At 65.2% G+C, this 15,953-nt stretch carries 12 protein-coding genes and 1 riboswitch; of the genes, 9 read left to right on the top strand and 3 right to left on the bottom strand.

Features of this window, described 5'->3' with window-relative positions; genetic code table 11:
• Window positions 1–113 precede the first annotated feature (113 nt).
• On the bottom strand, window positions 114–1,691 hold the full coding sequence (locus D5301_RS00435; protein ID WP_153854469.1) for a BCCT family transporter: 1,578 nt from the start codon (window positions 1,689–1,691) through the stop codon (window positions 114–116).
• 245 nt (window positions 1,692–1,936) lie between these two features.
• Window positions 1,937–2,038: riboswitch (TPP riboswitch) on the top strand.
• A gap of 82 nt (window positions 2,039–2,120) precedes the next feature.
• Here D5301_RS00435 and thiC point away from each other — a divergent pair.
• The 6 genes from thiC to D5301_RS00405 all read left to right on the top strand — a co-directional run bounded on the left by thiC (window position 2,121) and on the right by D5301_RS00405 (window position 11,630).
• Complete coding sequence (thiC, locus tag D5301_RS00430; RefSeq protein WP_153854468.1) at window positions 2,121–3,965, top strand: phosphomethylpyrimidine synthase ThiC; 1,845 nt, start codon at window positions 2,121–2,123, stop codon at window positions 3,963–3,965.
• Between the two features lie 93 nt (window positions 3,966–4,058).
• Window positions 4,059–4,730, top strand: coding sequence for an ion channel (locus D5301_RS00425; protein ID WP_110713554.1), 672 nt, complete (start codon window positions 4,059–4,061; stop codon window positions 4,728–4,730).
• 260 nt (window positions 4,731–4,990) lie between these two features.
• Window positions 4,991–7,315 carry a winged helix-turn-helix domain-containing protein gene (locus tag D5301_RS00420; RefSeq protein WP_153854467.1) on the top strand — a complete coding sequence of 775 codons (2,325 nt, stop codon included), beginning with the start codon at window positions 4,991–4,993 and terminating at the stop codon, window positions 7,313–7,315.
• 115 nt (window positions 7,316–7,430) lie between these two features.
• On the top strand, window positions 7,431–8,330 hold the full coding sequence (locus D5301_RS00415; protein WP_110713550.1) for a helix-turn-helix transcriptional regulator: 900 nt from the start codon (window positions 7,431–7,433) through the stop codon (window positions 8,328–8,330).
• A gap of 49 nt (window positions 8,331–8,379) precedes the next feature.
• Complete coding sequence (locus D5301_RS00410; RefSeq protein ID WP_110713548.1) at window positions 8,380–11,250, top strand: TonB-dependent receptor; 2,871 nt, start codon at window positions 8,380–8,382, stop codon at window positions 11,248–11,250.
• Window positions 11,251–11,420: 170 nt separating this feature from the next.
• Window positions 11,421–11,630, top strand: a complete 210-nt coding sequence (locus D5301_RS00405; RefSeq protein WP_010483987.1) for a hypothetical protein — start codon at window positions 11,421–11,423, stop codon at window positions 11,628–11,630.
• Window positions 11,631–11,688: 58 nt separating this feature from the next.
• Here D5301_RS00405 and D5301_RS00400 read toward each other — a convergent pair whose 3' ends face one another.
• Together D5301_RS00400 and ppa are read right to left on the bottom strand one after the other, a co-directional pair.
• Window positions 11,689–12,810 (bottom strand): HDOD domain-containing protein, encoded by a 1,122-nt coding sequence (locus D5301_RS00400; RefSeq protein ID WP_110713547.1) that lies wholly within the window; start codon window positions 12,808–12,810, stop codon window positions 11,689–11,691.
• Between the two features lie 151 nt (window positions 12,811–12,961).
• Entirely contained in the window at window positions 12,962–13,498 is a 537-nt protein-coding gene (ppa, locus tag D5301_RS00395) for an inorganic diphosphatase (protein WP_005410935.1), read from the bottom strand.
• A gap of 184 nt (window positions 13,499–13,682) precedes the next feature.
• Here ppa and D5301_RS00390 point away from each other — a divergent pair, with 184 nt between their 5' ends.
• The 3 genes from D5301_RS00390 to D5301_RS00380 all read left to right on the top strand — a co-directional run bounded on the left by D5301_RS00390 (window position 13,683) and on the right by D5301_RS00380 (window position 15,766).
• Complete coding sequence (locus D5301_RS00390) at window positions 13,683–14,156, top strand: hypothetical protein (protein WP_110713546.1); 474 nt, start codon at window positions 13,683–13,685, stop codon at window positions 14,154–14,156.
• Between the two features lie 72 nt (window positions 14,157–14,228).
• Window positions 14,229–14,729 carry an RNA polymerase sigma factor gene (locus D5301_RS00385; protein WP_014038389.1) on the top strand — a complete coding sequence of 167 codons (501 nt, stop codon included), beginning with the start codon at window positions 14,229–14,231 and terminating at the stop codon, window positions 14,727–14,729.
• A gap of 104 nt (window positions 14,730–14,833) precedes the next feature.
• Window positions 14,834–15,766, top strand: a complete 933-nt coding sequence (locus D5301_RS00380; protein ID WP_153854465.1) for a FecR domain-containing protein — start codon at window positions 14,834–14,836, stop codon at window positions 15,764–15,766.
• Window positions 15,767–15,953: the final 187 nt, after the last annotated feature.

The following is a 15,953-nucleotide window of genomic DNA, read 5'->3' as shown; positions in this document are numbered from 1 at the left end:
TCCCGCCATCGGCCCCCTCCCCGCCAAGCAAGCAGCAACCCAGAGCTGCTCTGGCTTTTGAACGTGCTCTTGCTTGAAAGAAAAGCGGTGCAGCCGCAGGCTGCAAAACCCCCTCAATCCTGATCGTGCGCGCGCGCCGCCTCCGCCTGGGTCTCCTCCTGCGCCGCCATCTCGCGTGCGATCCATGCATCGATCATGTGCCGCTGGCGCTGCGCTTGCCGCCGCTCGCGCGTGTACTCCTGGTCCAGCACCCGGTACAGCGACACCATCACCAGCACCATCAGCAGCGCGAATGGCAAGGCCGCGATGGTGATGACCCCCTGCAGCGCGTCCAGGCCACCGGCCAGCAGCAGCGCACCGGCGATCAACGCAACCCCCACGCCCCAGGCCAGCTTGCGCTTGGGCGGCGGATCGCCGGCTTCATCGGTGGACATGCTCGCCAGTACCAACACTGCGGAATCAGCCGAGGTCACGAAGAAAATCATCAGAAGCACCAGCGCGATGCACGACAGCAGCAACAGCAGCGGCATGCTGTCGAACATGGTGAACAGCACCGTTTCATAGCCATTACCCAGTGCCTGCAGTAGATCGGCCTGGCCGAAGATCTGCATCCAGATCGCCGTGCCGCCGAACACCGAGAACCAGAAGAAGCCGAGCAGCGTTGGTGCCAGCACCACGCCGATGACGAACTCGCGCACGCTGCGCCCGCGCGAGATGCGGGCGATGAACGAACCGACGAACGGTGCCCAGGAAATCCACCAGGCCCAGTAGAAGATCGTCCAGTCGGCCACCCAGGTGCTGGACGAGAACGGTGACATGCGCAGGCTCATCGTCACCAGCTGGTTCAGATACGAGCCCAGCGTGGTGGTAAAGGTGTTGAAGATCGCGCCGGTGGGGCCCAGCACCAGCACCAGCGCCAGCAGCAGAGCGGCCAGCGCCAGGTTGAAATTCGACAGCCACTTCACGCCACGCTCGACACCACTGAGCGTGGAGGCCATGTACAGCACGAACGCGACTGCGATGACGGTCAGTTGCAGCGGAACGCCTGCGTGCAGGCCGAACACACGCTCCATGCCGGCCGCGATCTGGATGGTGCCGAAGCCCAGCGTGGTGGCAACGCCAATTGCGGTGGCGACGACGGCGGCGATGTTGACCACGCGCCCGATCCAGCCGCGGTGATGGCGGCCGATGATCGGCTGCAGCATGTCGCTGACCAGGCCGCGGCCGTTGCGGTTGAACTGGAACCAGGCCATTGCCAGGCCGATCAGCGCATAGATGGCCCACGGGTGCAGGCCCCAGTGGAAGAACGCATAGCGCATTGAGGCGCGCGCGGCATCCATGCTTTCAGATGCCAGCCCTTCCGGTGGCTTGTTGAAGTGCGAGATGGGTTCGGCGGCACCCCAGAACACCAGGCCGATGCCCATGCCGGCGGCGAACAGCATCGACATCCAGCTGGCGCGCGAGAATTCCGGTTCAGCGTCTTCGCCACCGATGCGCAGGTTGCCGAAACGACCGAAGGCCAGATACATCAGGAACACCAGCGCGAGGAACACGACCAGCAGGTACAGCCAGCCGATGCCGCGGATGAGTTCACCGAGGATGCTCTGCACCACGGCATTGAAGGGGCCCGGTGCAACACCGGCAAGCAGCACCAGAAGCAGAACCAGTGCGATGGAAACGCGAAACACCATGAAGGAGCTTCTCCGATCAAGGGATTGAGGGGAGCGAGCAGAGCTTGCTGCGAGGGGCCGGCGACATGCAGCACAGACCGGGCAGGGGCCGCGAAGGCGGCGAGGAAAACACCGGCCGCAGCGGCACGATGCGCGTGCACGTTACTGAACGCGATGTCACGGTTCTGTTAATGCCGATGGAGCAGCGCCACGCCATGCATGGATTAACGGCCATGAGCTGCAGTGATTTCTATGCTCTAATGCACGCCAAGAAGCGGGGGTACCGCGGCCATGTGGCCACGGTTGAGACAGTCCCTTGGAACCTGATCCGGCTCATACCGGCGTAGGGAAGCTTTGCAATGCAGCCGTGCCCGGACTCCGCCCAAGGACCGTTCGTGCGCGGTCGCAGTGCGCCGCCGCTTCGTCCCTGACCTTCCTGGACGATGCCCGATGAACGCACAGCTCTCCGCCCTGCAGCAACAGGCCCAGCAACTCTCCGAATCCGTGACCCGGCCGATACCCGGTTCGCGCAAGATCCATGTGCCCGGTTCACGCCCGGATCTTCAGGTGCCGATGCGCGAGATCGCGCTGACCCGCACGCCGACGCTGTTCGGCGGTGAAGAGAATGCACCGGTCACGGTCTACGACACGTCGGGCCCGTATACCGATCCGGACGTGCGTATCGATCTGTCCGTCGGCCTGCCGACGCTGCGTCGTGGTTGGGTGGAGGAACGCGGTGATACCGAACAGCTCGACGGCCTCAGCTCGTCGTTCGGCCGCGACCGTGAGCATGATCCAAAGCTTGATGCAGTACGCTTCCCCGCGCGCAGCCTGCCACGGCGTGCACGCGCAGGCGCGAACGTCACCCAGATGCACTACGCGCGCCGCGGCATCATCACGCCGGAAATGGAATTCGTCGCCATCCGCGAAAACCAGCGACTGGACGCGATCCGCGATGCAGGCCTGCTGCAGCAGCACCCGGGCGAGGCGTTCGGTGCCTCGATCCAGAAGATCATCACCCCGGAATTCGTGCGCGACGAAATTGCCCGCGGCCGCGCGGTGCTGCCCAACAACATCAACCACCCGGAAAGCGAGCCGATGATCATCGGCCGCAACTTCCTGACCAAGATCAACGCCAACATCGGCAACAGCGCCGTGTCCTCGGGTATTGCCGAGGAAGTGGAGAAGCTGGTGTGGGCGATCCGCTGGGGCGGTGACACGGTGATGGATCTGTCCACCGGCAAGCACATCCATGAGACCCGCGAGTGGATCATCCGCAACTCGCCGGTGGCGATCGGTACCGTGCCGATCTACCAGGCGCTGGAAAAGGTCGATGGCCGTGCCGAGGCACTCACCTGGGAGATCTTCCGCGACACGCTGATCGAACAGGCCGAGCAGGGCGTGGACTACTTCACCATCCACGCCGGCGTGTTGCTGCGCTATGTGCCGCTCACCGCCAAGCGTGTGACCGGTATCGTCAGCCGCGGCGGCTCGATCATGGCCAAGTGGTGCCTGGCGCACCACAAGGAGAACTTCCTCTACACGCATTTCGAAGAGATCTGCGAGATCATGAAGGCCTACGACGTGACCTTCTCGCTGGGGGATGGCCTGCGCCCGGGCTGCATCGCCGATGCCAACGACGCGGCGCAGTTCGGCGAGCTGGAAACGCTGGGTGAACTGACGAAGATCGCCTGGAAACACGATGTGCAGACCATGATCGAAGGCCCTGGCCACGTGCCGATGCAGCTGATCAAGGAAAACATGGACAAGCAGTTGCGCGAGTGCGGCGAAGCGCCGTTCTATACGCTGGGGCCGCTGACCACCGACATCGCGCCGGGCTACGACCACATCACCAGCGCGATCGGTGCGGCGATGATCGGCTGGTTCGGTACGGCGATGCTCTGCTACGTGACGCCGAAGGAGCACCTCGGCCTGCCCAACCGCCAGGACGTGCGCGACGGCATCATGGCCTACCGCATCGCCGCACATGCGGCCGATCTGGCCAAGGGCCACCCGGGTGCGCAGGTGCGCGACAACGCGCTGAGCAAGGCGCGCTTCGAGTTCCGCTGGGAAGACCAGTTCCACCTTGGCCTGGATCCGGAGAAGGCCAAGGAGTTCCATGACGAGACCTTGCCGAAGGATGCGCACAAGCTGGCGCACTTCTGTTCGATGTGCGGCCCGCATTTCTGTTCGATGAAGATCACCCAGGACGTGCGCGACTACGCCGAGGCCGGCATGAAGGAGAAGTCGGAGGAGTTCCGCGCTGCGGGGGCCGAGGTCTACCACCAGGGATGATGCGGAAACGGGGGTGCCGGCCAGCGGCCGGCACTACCGCTCATCACGCCGCGCCCGGCTATGCTCCGCCCATTGCCCAGGGGAAAGGACGCCATGCCCGTTGCCATGACCACCCGTTGGCTGGCCATCGCCCGCCGCCATCCTTCGGCCTGGCTGCTCGCGGCCCAGTTGATCGCGGTGCTGCTGTATCCCGCACTCGATGACACCGCTGGCGGCCGTGCGGCGCTGGGCATGTTCGGCATGGCGGTGCTCGGCCTGGCGCTGTGGGTGGTCCAGCGCAGTCCGCTGGGTACGTGGCTGGCGCTGCTGCTGGCCATCCCCTCGGTGGTGTTCTCGCTGGCCGGCGCGCTGTTGGACCGCACCGGCCTGCTCACCACGGCGCAGCTGCTGGAGAGCCTGCTGTATTTCTATACGGCGGGGGCGTTGATCGCCTACATGCTGCAGGACCATAAGGTCACCCGCGACGAACTGTTCGCTGCGGGCGCGACCTTCACATTGCTGGCCTGGGCGTTCGCATTTGCGTTCGCCGTGTGCCAGCAGTGGTATCCGGGCAGTTTCCACGGCACCGGCGGTGGCGATCAGCGCAGCTGGATGGAGCTGCTTTATCTGAGCTTCAGCTTGCTGTCCGGGGTGGGATTGAGCGACGTTGTACCACTGCATCCGCAGGCGCGTGCACTGGTCATGCTGGAGCAGTTTTCCGGCGTGATGTACGTAGCTTTGGTGGTTTCGCGACTGGTCGGACTGACCATGTTGAGGCGCATGTGAACATGAACGCCAGATAAAAATTTCGCGCCCCGAAGGGCGCGAATGGTGCTGCAGATTATGTGAATTCGTCGGCGAGAGAGAGCCTGGATGTCGACCACGCGATAGGCGAGGTAACCCGCATAGGCTAGTATTCGCCCGCTTCATTGTTTTTGCGGTATGCGCCGATGCTTTGTGCGGAGTCTGGCTTTTTGCTGTTCCCAGGACGGGAGGGTATCGAAGGCAAACGCTGCCCCGGACCTGTCTCTACTGTGTAGCGGAAAATGAACAGCAGTGAAAACCAGCCCCCCGGATTCGATCGGATCCGGATAGGAGAGTGCACTGTCACTCTGTCCTCGCGCGAAGTCGAGGTCGTCGGTGCGCGTCGCCCGCGTCGGCTGACGCCGAAGGCGCTGGGCGTGCTGCGTGTACTGCTGCGCCAGCCGGGGCGTGTTGTCACCCGCGACGAACTGTTCGCGGAAGTCTGGCCGGACACGCTGCCGACCAATGATGTGCTGACCCAGGCCGTCACCCAGCTGCGCAAGGCGTTCAGCAACGACGATGACAACGGCCAGGCCTACATCGAAACCATCGCCAAGACCGGCTATCGCCTGCTGGTACCGGTACAGGTGCTGGACGATGTCGAGTCGACACCGACAGGATCGTCCGACGACCACGCTGAGGATGTGCAACCCGCGCTGGCCGTCGGAGTGGCACCCGCAGTGCCTGGGCAGCCCTCACGCCACCGTTGGCGCCATGTTCGCCGGCGTGCGCTGCTGGCAGTGGGCGTGCTGCTCCTCGCTACCGTGGTGGTGCTGGCCGCGCTGTTGCTGCGCCGGACACCGGCTGGCAGCTCGCCCGTGGATGCGGCCGTTGAGAACGGCACGCGTGTGATCGGCAGTCCGCAGCGTCCCTATCGACTGATCACTGCGACCAGCGGTTTCGAAACCTATCCCACGCTCTCGCCCGATGGTTCGCTGGTGGCCTATGAAGGTGCCAACGAGGATGGGTTGGGGGGCGGTGCCATCAAGGTGCAGACTTCCGGCAATGCGCCGGCGCGGCAATTGCTGGCTCCGCCAGCGGGTTCGGTTGATCGCTTCCCGAGCTGGTCGCCGGATGGACGCGAGATTGCTTTTGCACGCTTCGGTGACAATGGCAGCTGCCAGGTGCTGATTGCCAGCGCGACCGGCGGCGCACTGCGCCAGGCCACGCGTTGCGATGGCACCGAACTGCTCAGTTTCGACTGGACGCCGGATGGTCGCGGCCTGGTGTTCGGCAGCATGGTGGGCCGCTATGCCCATCGCGGGATCCGGACGCTTGATCTGGCCAGCGGCCAATGGCAGGCACTGGACTACGCTGTCGATGCGGATGACTTCGACTATGCGCCCCGCTACTCGCCCGATGGCAACTGGCTGGTGTTCGTACGCAACCCACAGCTGGGCGACCTGTGGCGCATGCCGGCCACGGGGGGGACGCCCGAGCAGCTGACCAACGAGGCGGCGGAGTTGCGCGGTTGGGCCTGGCTGCATGATGGCCGCACGATCGTGTTCGGGCGGCGTGTCGACAGTGAAGTGCGTCTCTACTACCTGGATGTTGAAAGCCGCACGCTGCGCGACGCAGGGCTGGACGACGCGCAATGGCCGGCGACATCGCGCCGCGGTGGCATGTTGGCGTTCGTCCACCGGCGCGCGCAGTTCGGCATCTTCAAGGTACCGGTGGAGGGCCACTCGCCGCCCGTCCGCCTGTTCGCTTCCAGTGGCCGCGATGGTCAACCCATGGCGGCGCCGGATGGGCGGCAACTGGTGTTCACGTCTGATCGTTCAGGCAGCTTCGCGCTGTGGTGGGCGGACATGGATCGTCCCGACTCGCTGCGACCGATCGAGGGATTGCGGCCGGAGGCGCGCCAGGCCCCGGACTGGTCAGCCGACAGCCGGCGATTGCTGGTGGTGGGGCGCGACGAGCATGGGCGCACGGTGGTCTACGAGATCGCGCCGCGTGATGAACGCCTGCAGCCACTGCCCGTGCCTTCGGAGCAGCCCCTGCAGGCGCTGTACGGAGCAACGCCCGACCAGTTGCTGGTGGTCGAACGCGATGACCAGCAACAGACCCGGCTGAGCCTGTTCGATCGCAGCGTTCAGCCGTGGCGTCGGCTGGCCAGCATCGATGGCGTGTCGCAGGCCCGGTTCGACCGCAGCAGCGGACGGGTCCTGTTCACGCGGTTGGCGGCCGGAGGACTGTGGTCGGTGGACGCAGGGTTGGCCGCGGACAGCGTGCAGCAGATCAGTGATGACCGACCCAGCCGTTGGCGGTACCGGGCCTGGACCGTGGCCGGCAACAGCGCGATTGGTTACCTCGGCACGTCCACCACCTGTGGCACCACGCTGGTGCGGATCCAGGCCGGACGCGAGGAGCCGGAACGCTGCCTGGACGCGGAACGGCTCAGCGCTGGCAATGGGCTGAGCGCCAGCGCCGATGGGCGCTCGCTGTTTGTCGCGATGGCGGTCAGCGACGGTGCCGACATTGGTGTGATGCGCTTGCCCGAACGCTCGCCAGCGCTGCTGCCGGCATTCTCCAAGCTGTTGTTGTTCAAAGGAAATGGGCCTTCGTAAGTTTTTCGTCTGGACCTCGTCGCGAATTCGTGGCGATCTCGTCTGACTTTCCTGACGCGGTGCCGCCTGATTTGGCAAAACGGAGTCCTGTACTAGGCAAATCCGTGGTGCCCCCATGCGTCAACTCTCGCTGGCCGATCGCGGCCAATCCGTCTCTCTGGACCGGTCGCTCGATGATGCTGCGCCGACTTGCCTGGGCGTGGCCCGGCTGGGCAGCCTGCAGACCGCCGGCAGCAGCTTCACTGTCTGGATGCAGGTGCGTGGAAGCTCCTGGGTGGAAGCCAAGGAAGGACGCTTCCGCTTGCGCCAGGGCGAGTGGATCGCCTTCGAGAAGGAATCGCGGCCGCTGGTGCAGGCCGGCCGAAACGGGCTGTGCGTCGGCCTGAACCTGAACGCCGAAGCGCTGCGCGTGCTGGCCGAGATGGCCGACTGTGGCCTGTATGCAGGTCGTGGCCGCATGAACCGTGGCGATGCCCGCGTTGCGTTGCGCCTGTGGCGCGACGCGCTGGCCAGCGGGCAGCCGGCACAGGCCCTGCGGCCGTTGCTGTTGCACCTGGCAGGCCTGCAGCGTGGGCTGGCCGACAACGTACAGCGTTGCCCGGGCCGTTCGCGCAGCCGCAAGCGCCAGGTGTTCGGCCGCATGCAGCGTGCCCGCCTGTACCTGGAAGGCAACAGCCACCGCGTGGTGCGCATCGGTGAACTGGCCGAGCTGACCAATTTTTCCAGCTGGTATCTCTCCAAGACCTTCCAGAGCCTCTACGAAGAAAGCCCGCAGTCGCTCTCCGCACGCCTGCGCCTTGAGCGCGCCGCCGACCTGCTGCGTGACACCGACATGATGGTCGGCGAGGTCGCTGCGGCCAGTGGTTTCGACAACTGCTGCAGCTTCGCGCGTGCGTTCCGTGCCCGCTACGGCCAGTCGGCCTCGCGCTTCAGGGAGAACGGCGGCTTGCTGCCGCCACAATCTGCAAAGTCTCCGGTTGGTTCGCGCAAATACAGCGCTGCAACGCAATCGTAACGTGCTGGGGTGTTTTAACACGCTGCTAACACGTACCTTGGAGAGATTGATGAACGTTCGTAATCCCGCAGTGCGGTTCGGCTTGCTGCCGGCCGGCATCGCGCTGGCGCTGGCGCCGGCCTTTGCTTCGGCTCAGGAAGCAAAGGGCACCACCGACCTGGACCGCATTTCGGTCACCGGCTCGCGTATCCGCGGCGCTGCAGTCGAAACCCAGCAGCCGGTCGTTACCCTCAGCCGTGAGAACCTGGAAAAGCAGGGCTACACCTCGGTTGCCGACGTCCTGCAGAACCTGACCTCGGCCGGTTCCCCGGCCATCTCGCGTTCGGAATCGCTGGCTTCCGGCGAAAACGTCGGCGGCTACTACGTCGACATCCGCAACCTGGGCGCCCAGCGCACTCTGGTGCTGATGAATGGCAAGCGCCTGGGCGCGACCACTTCGGGTTACCAGGATCTGAGCCAGATCCCGATGTCGGCCATCGAGCGCATCGAAATCCTGAAGGATGGCGCCTCCGCCATCTACGGTTCGGACGCGATCGCCGCCGTGGTCAACGTGATCACCCGCAAGCGCTTTGACGGTGCTGAAGCCAGTGTCTATGTCGGCCAGTACGGCAAGGGCGACGGCGACACCACCACCTATTCGTTCACCCTCGGCAGCGAAGGCGAGCGCGGTGGTGTGACGCTGGCCGCCGAGTACTCCAAGCAGGACCCGGTGTGGGCCAAGGACCGCTGGTTCAGCCGTGACGGCAACGCCGGCCCGAACTACCCGGGTTCGGGTGCCAGCCCGATCAACCAGAAGGGTGGCTTCTGCGACCCGTGCGTGACCCCCGACCTGAAGAAGGGTGAACCCGGCTACATCGGTCCGAACGACCAGCGCTGGTACACCCTGCGCGATGGCGGCGACCCGACCAAGCGTTCGGACTACCGTCTGGAAACCAGTGCTGACGCCGTCAATGCCAACGAGCAGATGATGGTGCAGACCGGCATCGAGCGTAAGTCGCTGTACGTCAACGGCAACTACGACTTCACCGACTCGATCGCGTTCAATGCGGACGTGATCTACAACGAGCGCACCACCAACCAGCAGATCGCCGGTTACCCGTACCAGTCGGCTTCGTTCGATACCCCGCTGTCGAAGGACAGCGCGTTCAACCCGACCGATCAGGACCTCACCTTCCGTCGCCGTCTGTGGGAAATGCCGCGTACCACCGAAAGCAAGCTGAAGACCCTGCGCTTTGCGCCGAGCGTCAGCGGCTTCTTCGAGTTCGCCGGCAGGACTTTCGACTGGGACGTCGGTGCGCTGTGGAACCGCAACGAATCGACCAAGACCGGTCACGGCGACATGAGCCTGATCGCCTCGCGCCAGGCGCTGGGTGCTTCGTTCGTTGGTCCGGACGGCGTGGCCCGTTGCGGCACCAGCATGGCTGACCCGCTGGCCACCAGCAATTGCCGTCCGTGGAACCCGCTGCTGCCGTACGGCGTGGCAGGCAATGGCTCGCTGGCTGACCCGGCTGCCCAGTCGTTCCTGTTCCCGTACTTCACCGACACCGGTTTGACCAAGACCACCAGCTTCACCGCCAACCTGTCCGGTTCGATCGTGACCCTGCCGGCCGGTGATCTGGGCTTCGCCGTGGGCGTGGAGCACCGCAAGGAAGAAGGCCGCTTCTCGCCGGACGCCTTCGCACAGTCGGGTGAGTCCACCGGTCTGGGCAAGCAGACCACCCAGGGTGACTACTCGCTGGATGAAGTCTACCTGGAGCTGAACGTGCCGGTCCTCGCCGACATGCCGTTCGCCAAGGAGCTGACCCTGAATGCTGCGACCCGTTACTCGGATTACAGCAACTTCGGCAACACCCTGAATTCCAAGTTCGGCTTCACCTGGCGCCCGCTGGACGAGCTGCTGGTCCGTGGCACCTGGGCTGAAGGCTTCCGCGCCCCGACCATCGATGATCTGTACGGTGGCCTGAGCAGCAGCTTCGAGTCCTACACCGATCCCTGCGGCGTCACCGCTCCGGGCTCGGTCAATGGCAACGGCGCTTGTTCCTCGCGTGGTGTGCCGGTGGGTTACACGCAGTTGGGTCAGGGCCTTGTTCCCTGCACCTCGACCCCGTGCGCTACCCCGGACCAGTTCATTTCCGGTTCCAACTCCGCACTGAAGCCGGAAACCTCCAAGAGCACCACCGTGGGTGTGGTGTGGAGCCCGCGTTGGGTGCAGGGTCTGGACATCTCGCTGGACTGGTACAAGTACGAAATCAGCGACATGATCATCGCCGACAGCGTCGATCGTATCCTGCGCGACTGCTACGTGCTGGGTGATTCGGCCCGTTGCGCCGGTCACACCCGTGCTGGCGATGGCCACATCTCCGCGATGACCTATGGTTTGGCCAACCTGGGCCAGATGGAGACCCAAGGCTACGATCTGGGTATCAAGTACCGCCTGCCGGAACTGGCGATCGGCCAGTTCAACATCGATTGGCAGACCAGCTATCTGTCCAAGTACGACGAGCAGGGCCAGAATGCTGATGGCAACAACATCACCATCGGCCGTGTCGGCGAAGCCGGCCTGTTCCGTCTGCGCTCGAACGTCGGTGTTACCTGGTCGAAGGGTGACTTCGGTGTGTCCTACATGGCGCGTTACTACTCGGGCATGAACGAAGCCTGCGTGGCCAACCGTCCCTGCGACGTCGCCGACCGTTATCAGAACGGCGAGAAGTCGCCGCTGCGCAAGACGGGCTCGAACACCTTCCACGACCTGCAGGTCAGCTGGAAGGCGCCGTGGGATGCCACGATCGCCCTGGGTGCCAACAACGTGTTTGACCACAAGGGTCCGATCATGTTCACCCAGCCGAACTCGAGCTTCGCCTATTACGGCGGCTTCGACGTCGGTCGCTTCCTGTACATGAAGTACACCCAGCGCTTCTGATCGTTCGAAGTGCGATAGCAGTACCGGGAGGGCGGACCGAAAGGTCCGCCCTCTTTTTTTGTAGGGAAATTCCGAAACATGTTGGAAGGTGAGTGGAGTCTCATTCCTGTCATGTCGTATTCAACACAGTTGACGGGTCCACTCACGGACGCCTGCACATGGAGAGAGAGATGAAGAGCACGCTGTTGCACAAGCTGTCTGCCGCTGCACTGATCTATGCGACGCTGGTCGGTGCGGTGTTTGCCCAGACCGGGGGCGTCTGTGGTGGCGGGCTGTACTGCGAGGAGCTGCGTCAGGAATGCCTGGCCGCAGGCAAGTCGAAGGTTCTGTGCGATCTGCAGTATCGTCACTGCGTGCAGGACGCCTGCGGCGCGCGCTGATGCAAAAAAGGGCGCGCCGTCAGGCGCGCCCCTTGAGTCTTCCTGGCATGCAGGGGGCTCAGGCGTCGCTGGGTACCAGTCCCATCAACGCATTGGCATGCTCCCGCCACTGCGGCAGCCTGTTGAGTACACCCGCGCGTTGCAGGTAGTCCTCATCCACCGGATCGCCGTTGACCAGCGCCAGCGCCACATGCACCGCTCCGGTCACCCAGAAGCTGCGCGTATTGGCGCGTTGCGGCTGCAGGTGGAACGCCACCGCTTCGATGATGGGCATCGGCAGGCCCCACAGGCCGAGAAGATAAGCGCCGGCTTCCGCGTGGCCCGGGCGCGTGTCACCGGCCAGCGTCGGCTCGCTGCGTTCGTTGCGTACGCCGGGCAGCAGCAGGCCGATGTCGGCCAGCAGTGCGGCGGTCGCGCCCAGTTCGGCACTGGATTCGGGCAGCAGGCGCGCGGCCAGGCGCGAAGCGAGCAGGGCGCGCTGCTGCAGCGAATTGCGTTCGGCGGTGGACAGCGTGGGTGCGGAAAACACCTCGCTGGCCAGCACCAGGTCGCGCAGTGTCGACAGGCCCAGGCGGGTCACTGCCGTGCGCAGGTCGGCGATGGTGCGTCCCTGGCTGAAGAACGCCGAGTTCGACAGCTGCAGCACCTTGGCGGCAATGGCCGGGTCGGCCGCCACCAGCTTGGCGACGTCGGCGCTGTCGGCGTCGTCGTCATGCTCCAGCGCCTGGGTCAGGCTCAGGTACAGGTGCGGCGGCGAAGGCAGTTTCTCGATACGGCCGATGGCATCGCGCAGGCGTGGGCTGTCCAGTACTTCGCGCAGCTCTTCCAGGCTGGTCAGCGCTTCCAGCAGCACTTCCGGTGCCAGTGGCAACGGCAGGAAACGGTGAGCGACACCGATCAGGCGTGCCGGCGGCGGCCGGTTGCCATGCTGGGCATCCACCAGCGCAATGCGGATGGTTTCCGGGCGCAACGTCCGGATCTGGCCCAGCAGCGTGGTGGCATTGAGGTCCGGCAGCTGCGGGCAGACGATCACCGCATCCACACCCTGCGTAGCCACCGCGGTCATCGCGGTCTGGCCATCAGTGGCGGTCAGCGGCTGCCAGTCTTCCCCAAGATCGGCAATGAATTCGGTCAGCTCGGCCGGCAGGCTGGCTGCATCCCCAACAAGCAGAATACGCACGACACATTCCCCTGGCTGTCTCGACGATGGATGTCGATGACGTGTGAAGTGACGCAATTTACCTAATACGGCGGCACGTGTGATGTGCCGTCGTCGTGAAACGTGACCCGCATCGCTCCGGCAGGGCCTGCCGGAGCAATCCGGTTCAGGCTCAGGCCTTGCTGTCGAGATGGCGCTGGTGCGCCTCGATCAGGATCTGCTTGGCCTCAGCGGCGCCGCCCCAACCGTCCAGCTTGACCCACTTGCCCTTCTCCAGGTCCTTGTAGTGCTCAAAGAAGTGGCCGATGCGCTCCAGCCAGTGGCTGGACACCTGGGCGATGTCTTCGACGTGGGCATAGCCACTGAAGATCTTCGAGACCGGCACGGCCAGGATCTTCTCGTCGCTGCCTGCCTCATCGCTCATCTTCAGCACGCCGACCGGACGGCAGCGCACGACCGAGCCCGGCACCAGCGGCAGCGGCAGCACCACCAGCACGTCGGCCGGATCGCCGTCGCCGCACAGGGTGCTCGGCACGTAGCCGTAGTTGCAGGGGTAGCGCATCGGGGTGGACAGGATGCGGTCGACGAAGATCGCGCCGGTTTCCTTGTCCACTTCGTACTTCACCGGCTCCGAGTCCTTCGGGATCTCGATGATGACGTTGATTTCTTCCGGCGGGTTCTTGCCGGGCGAGACGAGTTCCAGACCCATGGTCGTGCTCCAGGTGGGGGATGTAGACGGATAGCCCCCCATTTTATGCCTTTGCCGGGCGCTGTGCAGGGGCGGGGGCCGACAGTACGGCACGGCGGCCGCCCACACGTGCTGGTGGGGTTGCCCGATGGGGACGTCGGGACGCCGGGTGCAGGCTGGAACCCTCATCCCAAGGAGCTCCCGCATGAAAGCATCTGCCCTGCCGATCGGCCTGACCTGCGCGCTGCTGATGGCGCCGCCGGTACAGGCATTCCCCTATGTCGACCTGATCGACTACCCGCACCAGGAGGCCAACTGGGACCGCTTTTTTGCTCTGGAAGGCCGTTTGCAGCATGGCTTCGACGCGATCTGTGGCGACACCTTCTGCGAGGGCGAATACAGCGACATCCGGGCGCTGCGCCTGCGCTGTTCGGTGGATGCGGTGCGGGGAACCATCCATGAGTGCCTGTGGGCATTCGCCGCCAGCGATCTGGAGGTGTCCCGCAGCGATGGCGCGATCGTGGCCCGGCAACCGACCTGGCTGTGCCGCTTGCCGCTGGTGACGGGAACCCCGGTGGAAGCCTTCCATGCCGCGCTGGTCGCGCGCAATCCCCTGCATGACCCGCTGCCGGGGACCTCGCAGAGCGTCTATGACGGACTGACCGGGTGCATCCATTGATGCGAACGTGACTGATTCTCATTAACGGAGTAGCATGCGCGGCGCCTTCCGTCTGTCGTCCCGGTTCCGCGCATGTCCTCCAATGCCGCCTCCCTCACCGAACTGCTGATCCGCGAGCGGCCCGCGCTGCTGCGCCGGGTGCAACGCATCCTGGGGGGCGACAACGGCGCCGAAGACGTGATCCAGGCGGTGTGGTTCAAGGCGCGCGGGGTCGACGACAGCCAGGCCATCGACAACCCGCGCGCCTATCTGTACCGGCTGGCCGCCAACCTGGCCACCGACCATGGCCGCGAATCGACCCGGCGCAACCGTCTGTTGGCCGACCACTACCTGTGGGGGCCGGACGAGGTGATCTCGACCGAGGAGCAGGCGATGGCACAGGACGAGCTGCAGCGGGTGCTCGACGCGGCGGGACACCTGCCGGAGCCGACCCGCACCATCTTCCGGCTCAACCGCCTGCAGGGCCTGACCCAGGCCGAGATCGCACGCCGTCTGGGTGTGTCGGTGACTACCGTCGAGAACCATGTGCGCACCGCGCTGCAACGCCTGGCCTGGGCGCGCAGCGGCCGATGAACGCCCCGGCTTGGGGCTGGCCCTCGCTGAAACGTCTTGATCACTGGACCGTGGATGCGGTCTAGTTCCTCCGCCCGCGCTTGAATGCGCCTGTCCGCCAGCCGATGAGCCCGCCGAACACGCTGCCCGCCGCCAATGACGATGCCCTGGCCGAACAGGCCCGGGGCTGGATCGCGTGGCTGGCCTCGGGTGACATCGGCGAGGGGCGCATGCACGAGTTCGAGCACTGGCTGGCACAGCCGGGGCACCGCCGCGCCTTCGAGCACGAGCGCGCGCTGTGGCGCAGCGTCGGACCACGCCCGCAGGCCACGCCCGTCGGACGCCGGCGCCCGCATCGAATGCGCTGGGCAATGGCCGCTGCAGCTGCGTTGGCGATGCTGGTGGCATGGCCGGAGGCCTGGTTGCGGCTGCAGGCTGACCATCGCAGTACGCATGTCGTGCAGAGCGTGAATCTGCCCGATGGCAGTCGCGCCGTGCTGGATGCGGACAGTGCGATTGCCGTGCGTTTCGATGCACATGCGCGCGAGATCGAGCTGCTGCGCGGGCGGGCCTGGTTCGAGGTCAGCCCGGATGCGCAGCGACGTTTCAGCGTGCGCGCTGGCAATGGCCTGGTCGAAGACATCTCCACTGCCTTCAGCGTGGCACGCAGCGATGGCCGGGTGGAAACCCAGGTCGGGCAGGGCAGGGTGCGTGTGGCCAGCCCGGTCGACGGTGGCTGGACCTATCTGCAGGTGGGACAGCGTGCGGTCTATGGCGAGCGCAGTGGCGTGACGCGTCTGCAGGATGTGGTGGCCGACAGTGTCGGCGCGTGGCGGCAGGGCGAACTGCTGCTGGAGCAGGCCAGCGTCGCCGACGCCGTGCAGTGGGTCGGGCGCTATCGCGCTGGCCCGACCTTCGTGCGTGGCGATCTGTCGCAGCTGCCGGCTGTCAGTGCAGCGTTGCGCATTGATCGCCCGGAGCAGGCGCTGGATGCGTTGGCGGCAACAGCAGGTCTTCGGGTTACTCGTCTGCCATTCGGCGTCGCCATCGTGCAGTAGATCCACGCCATGCGTGGATGACCGTCCCTGTGCCGCCCAGCGGTCGGCACCTGCCGCGGCCGCAAATCGCTCTTGGGGTTGCCACGCTGTCATCCGTCTTACTCCGTGAACGTACCCGCCGCCGCCAGTACGTCGCCGTGTCCGCCCGTGTTGCGGATGTCGCCGCGCCCGCGGCACCGATTACCTG

Source organism: Stenotrophomonas sp. MH181796 (genome assembly GCF_009659995.1).
Lineage (GTDB): Bacteria > Pseudomonadota > Gammaproteobacteria > Xanthomonadales > Xanthomonadaceae > Stenotrophomonas > Stenotrophomonas riyadhensis.
Note: the sequence above shows the minus strand (reverse complement) of the source record. Positions and strands in the feature narration are given on the sequence as shown.

Bases quoted from the DNA above. Each gene is read 5' to 3' on its own strand.
- D5301_RS00405 (WP_010483987.1), top strand. From the start codon at position 11,421: ATGAAGAGCACGCTGTTGCACAAGCTGTCTGCCGCTGCACTGATCTAT.
- D5301_RS00390 (WP_110713546.1), top strand. From the start codon at position 13,683: ATGAAAGCATCTGCCCTGCCGATCGGCCTGACCTGCGCGCTGCTGATG.
- D5301_RS00415 (WP_110713550.1), top strand. From the start codon at position 7,431: ATGCGTCAACTCTCGCTGGCCGATCGCGGCCAATCCGTCTCTCTGGAC.
- D5301_RS00420 (WP_153854467.1), top strand. From the start codon at position 4,991: ATGAACAGCAGTGAAAACCAGCCCCCCGGATTCGATCGGATCCGGATA.
- ppa (WP_005410935.1), bottom strand. From the start codon at position 13,498: ATGGGTCTGGAACTCGTCTCGCCCGGCAAGAACCCGCCGGAAGAAATC.
- D5301_RS00380 (WP_153854465.1), top strand. From the start codon at position 14,834: ATGAGCCCGCCGAACACGCTGCCCGCCGCCAATGACGATGCCCTGGCC.
- thiC (WP_153854468.1), top strand. From the start codon at position 2,121: ATGAACGCACAGCTCTCCGCCCTGCAGCAACAGGCCCAGCAACTCTCC.
- D5301_RS00385 (WP_014038389.1), top strand. From the start codon at position 14,229: ATGTCCTCCAATGCCGCCTCCCTCACCGAACTGCTGATCCGCGAGCGG.
- D5301_RS00425 (WP_110713554.1), top strand. From the start codon at position 4,059: ATGCCCGTTGCCATGACCACCCGTTGGCTGGCCATCGCCCGCCGCCAT.
- D5301_RS00410 (WP_110713548.1), top strand. From the start codon at position 8,380: ATGAACGTTCGTAATCCCGCAGTGCGGTTCGGCTTGCTGCCGGCCGGC.
- D5301_RS00435 (WP_153854469.1), bottom strand. From the start codon at position 1,691: ATGGTGTTTCGCGTTTCCATCGCACTGGTTCTGCTTCTGGTGCTGCTT.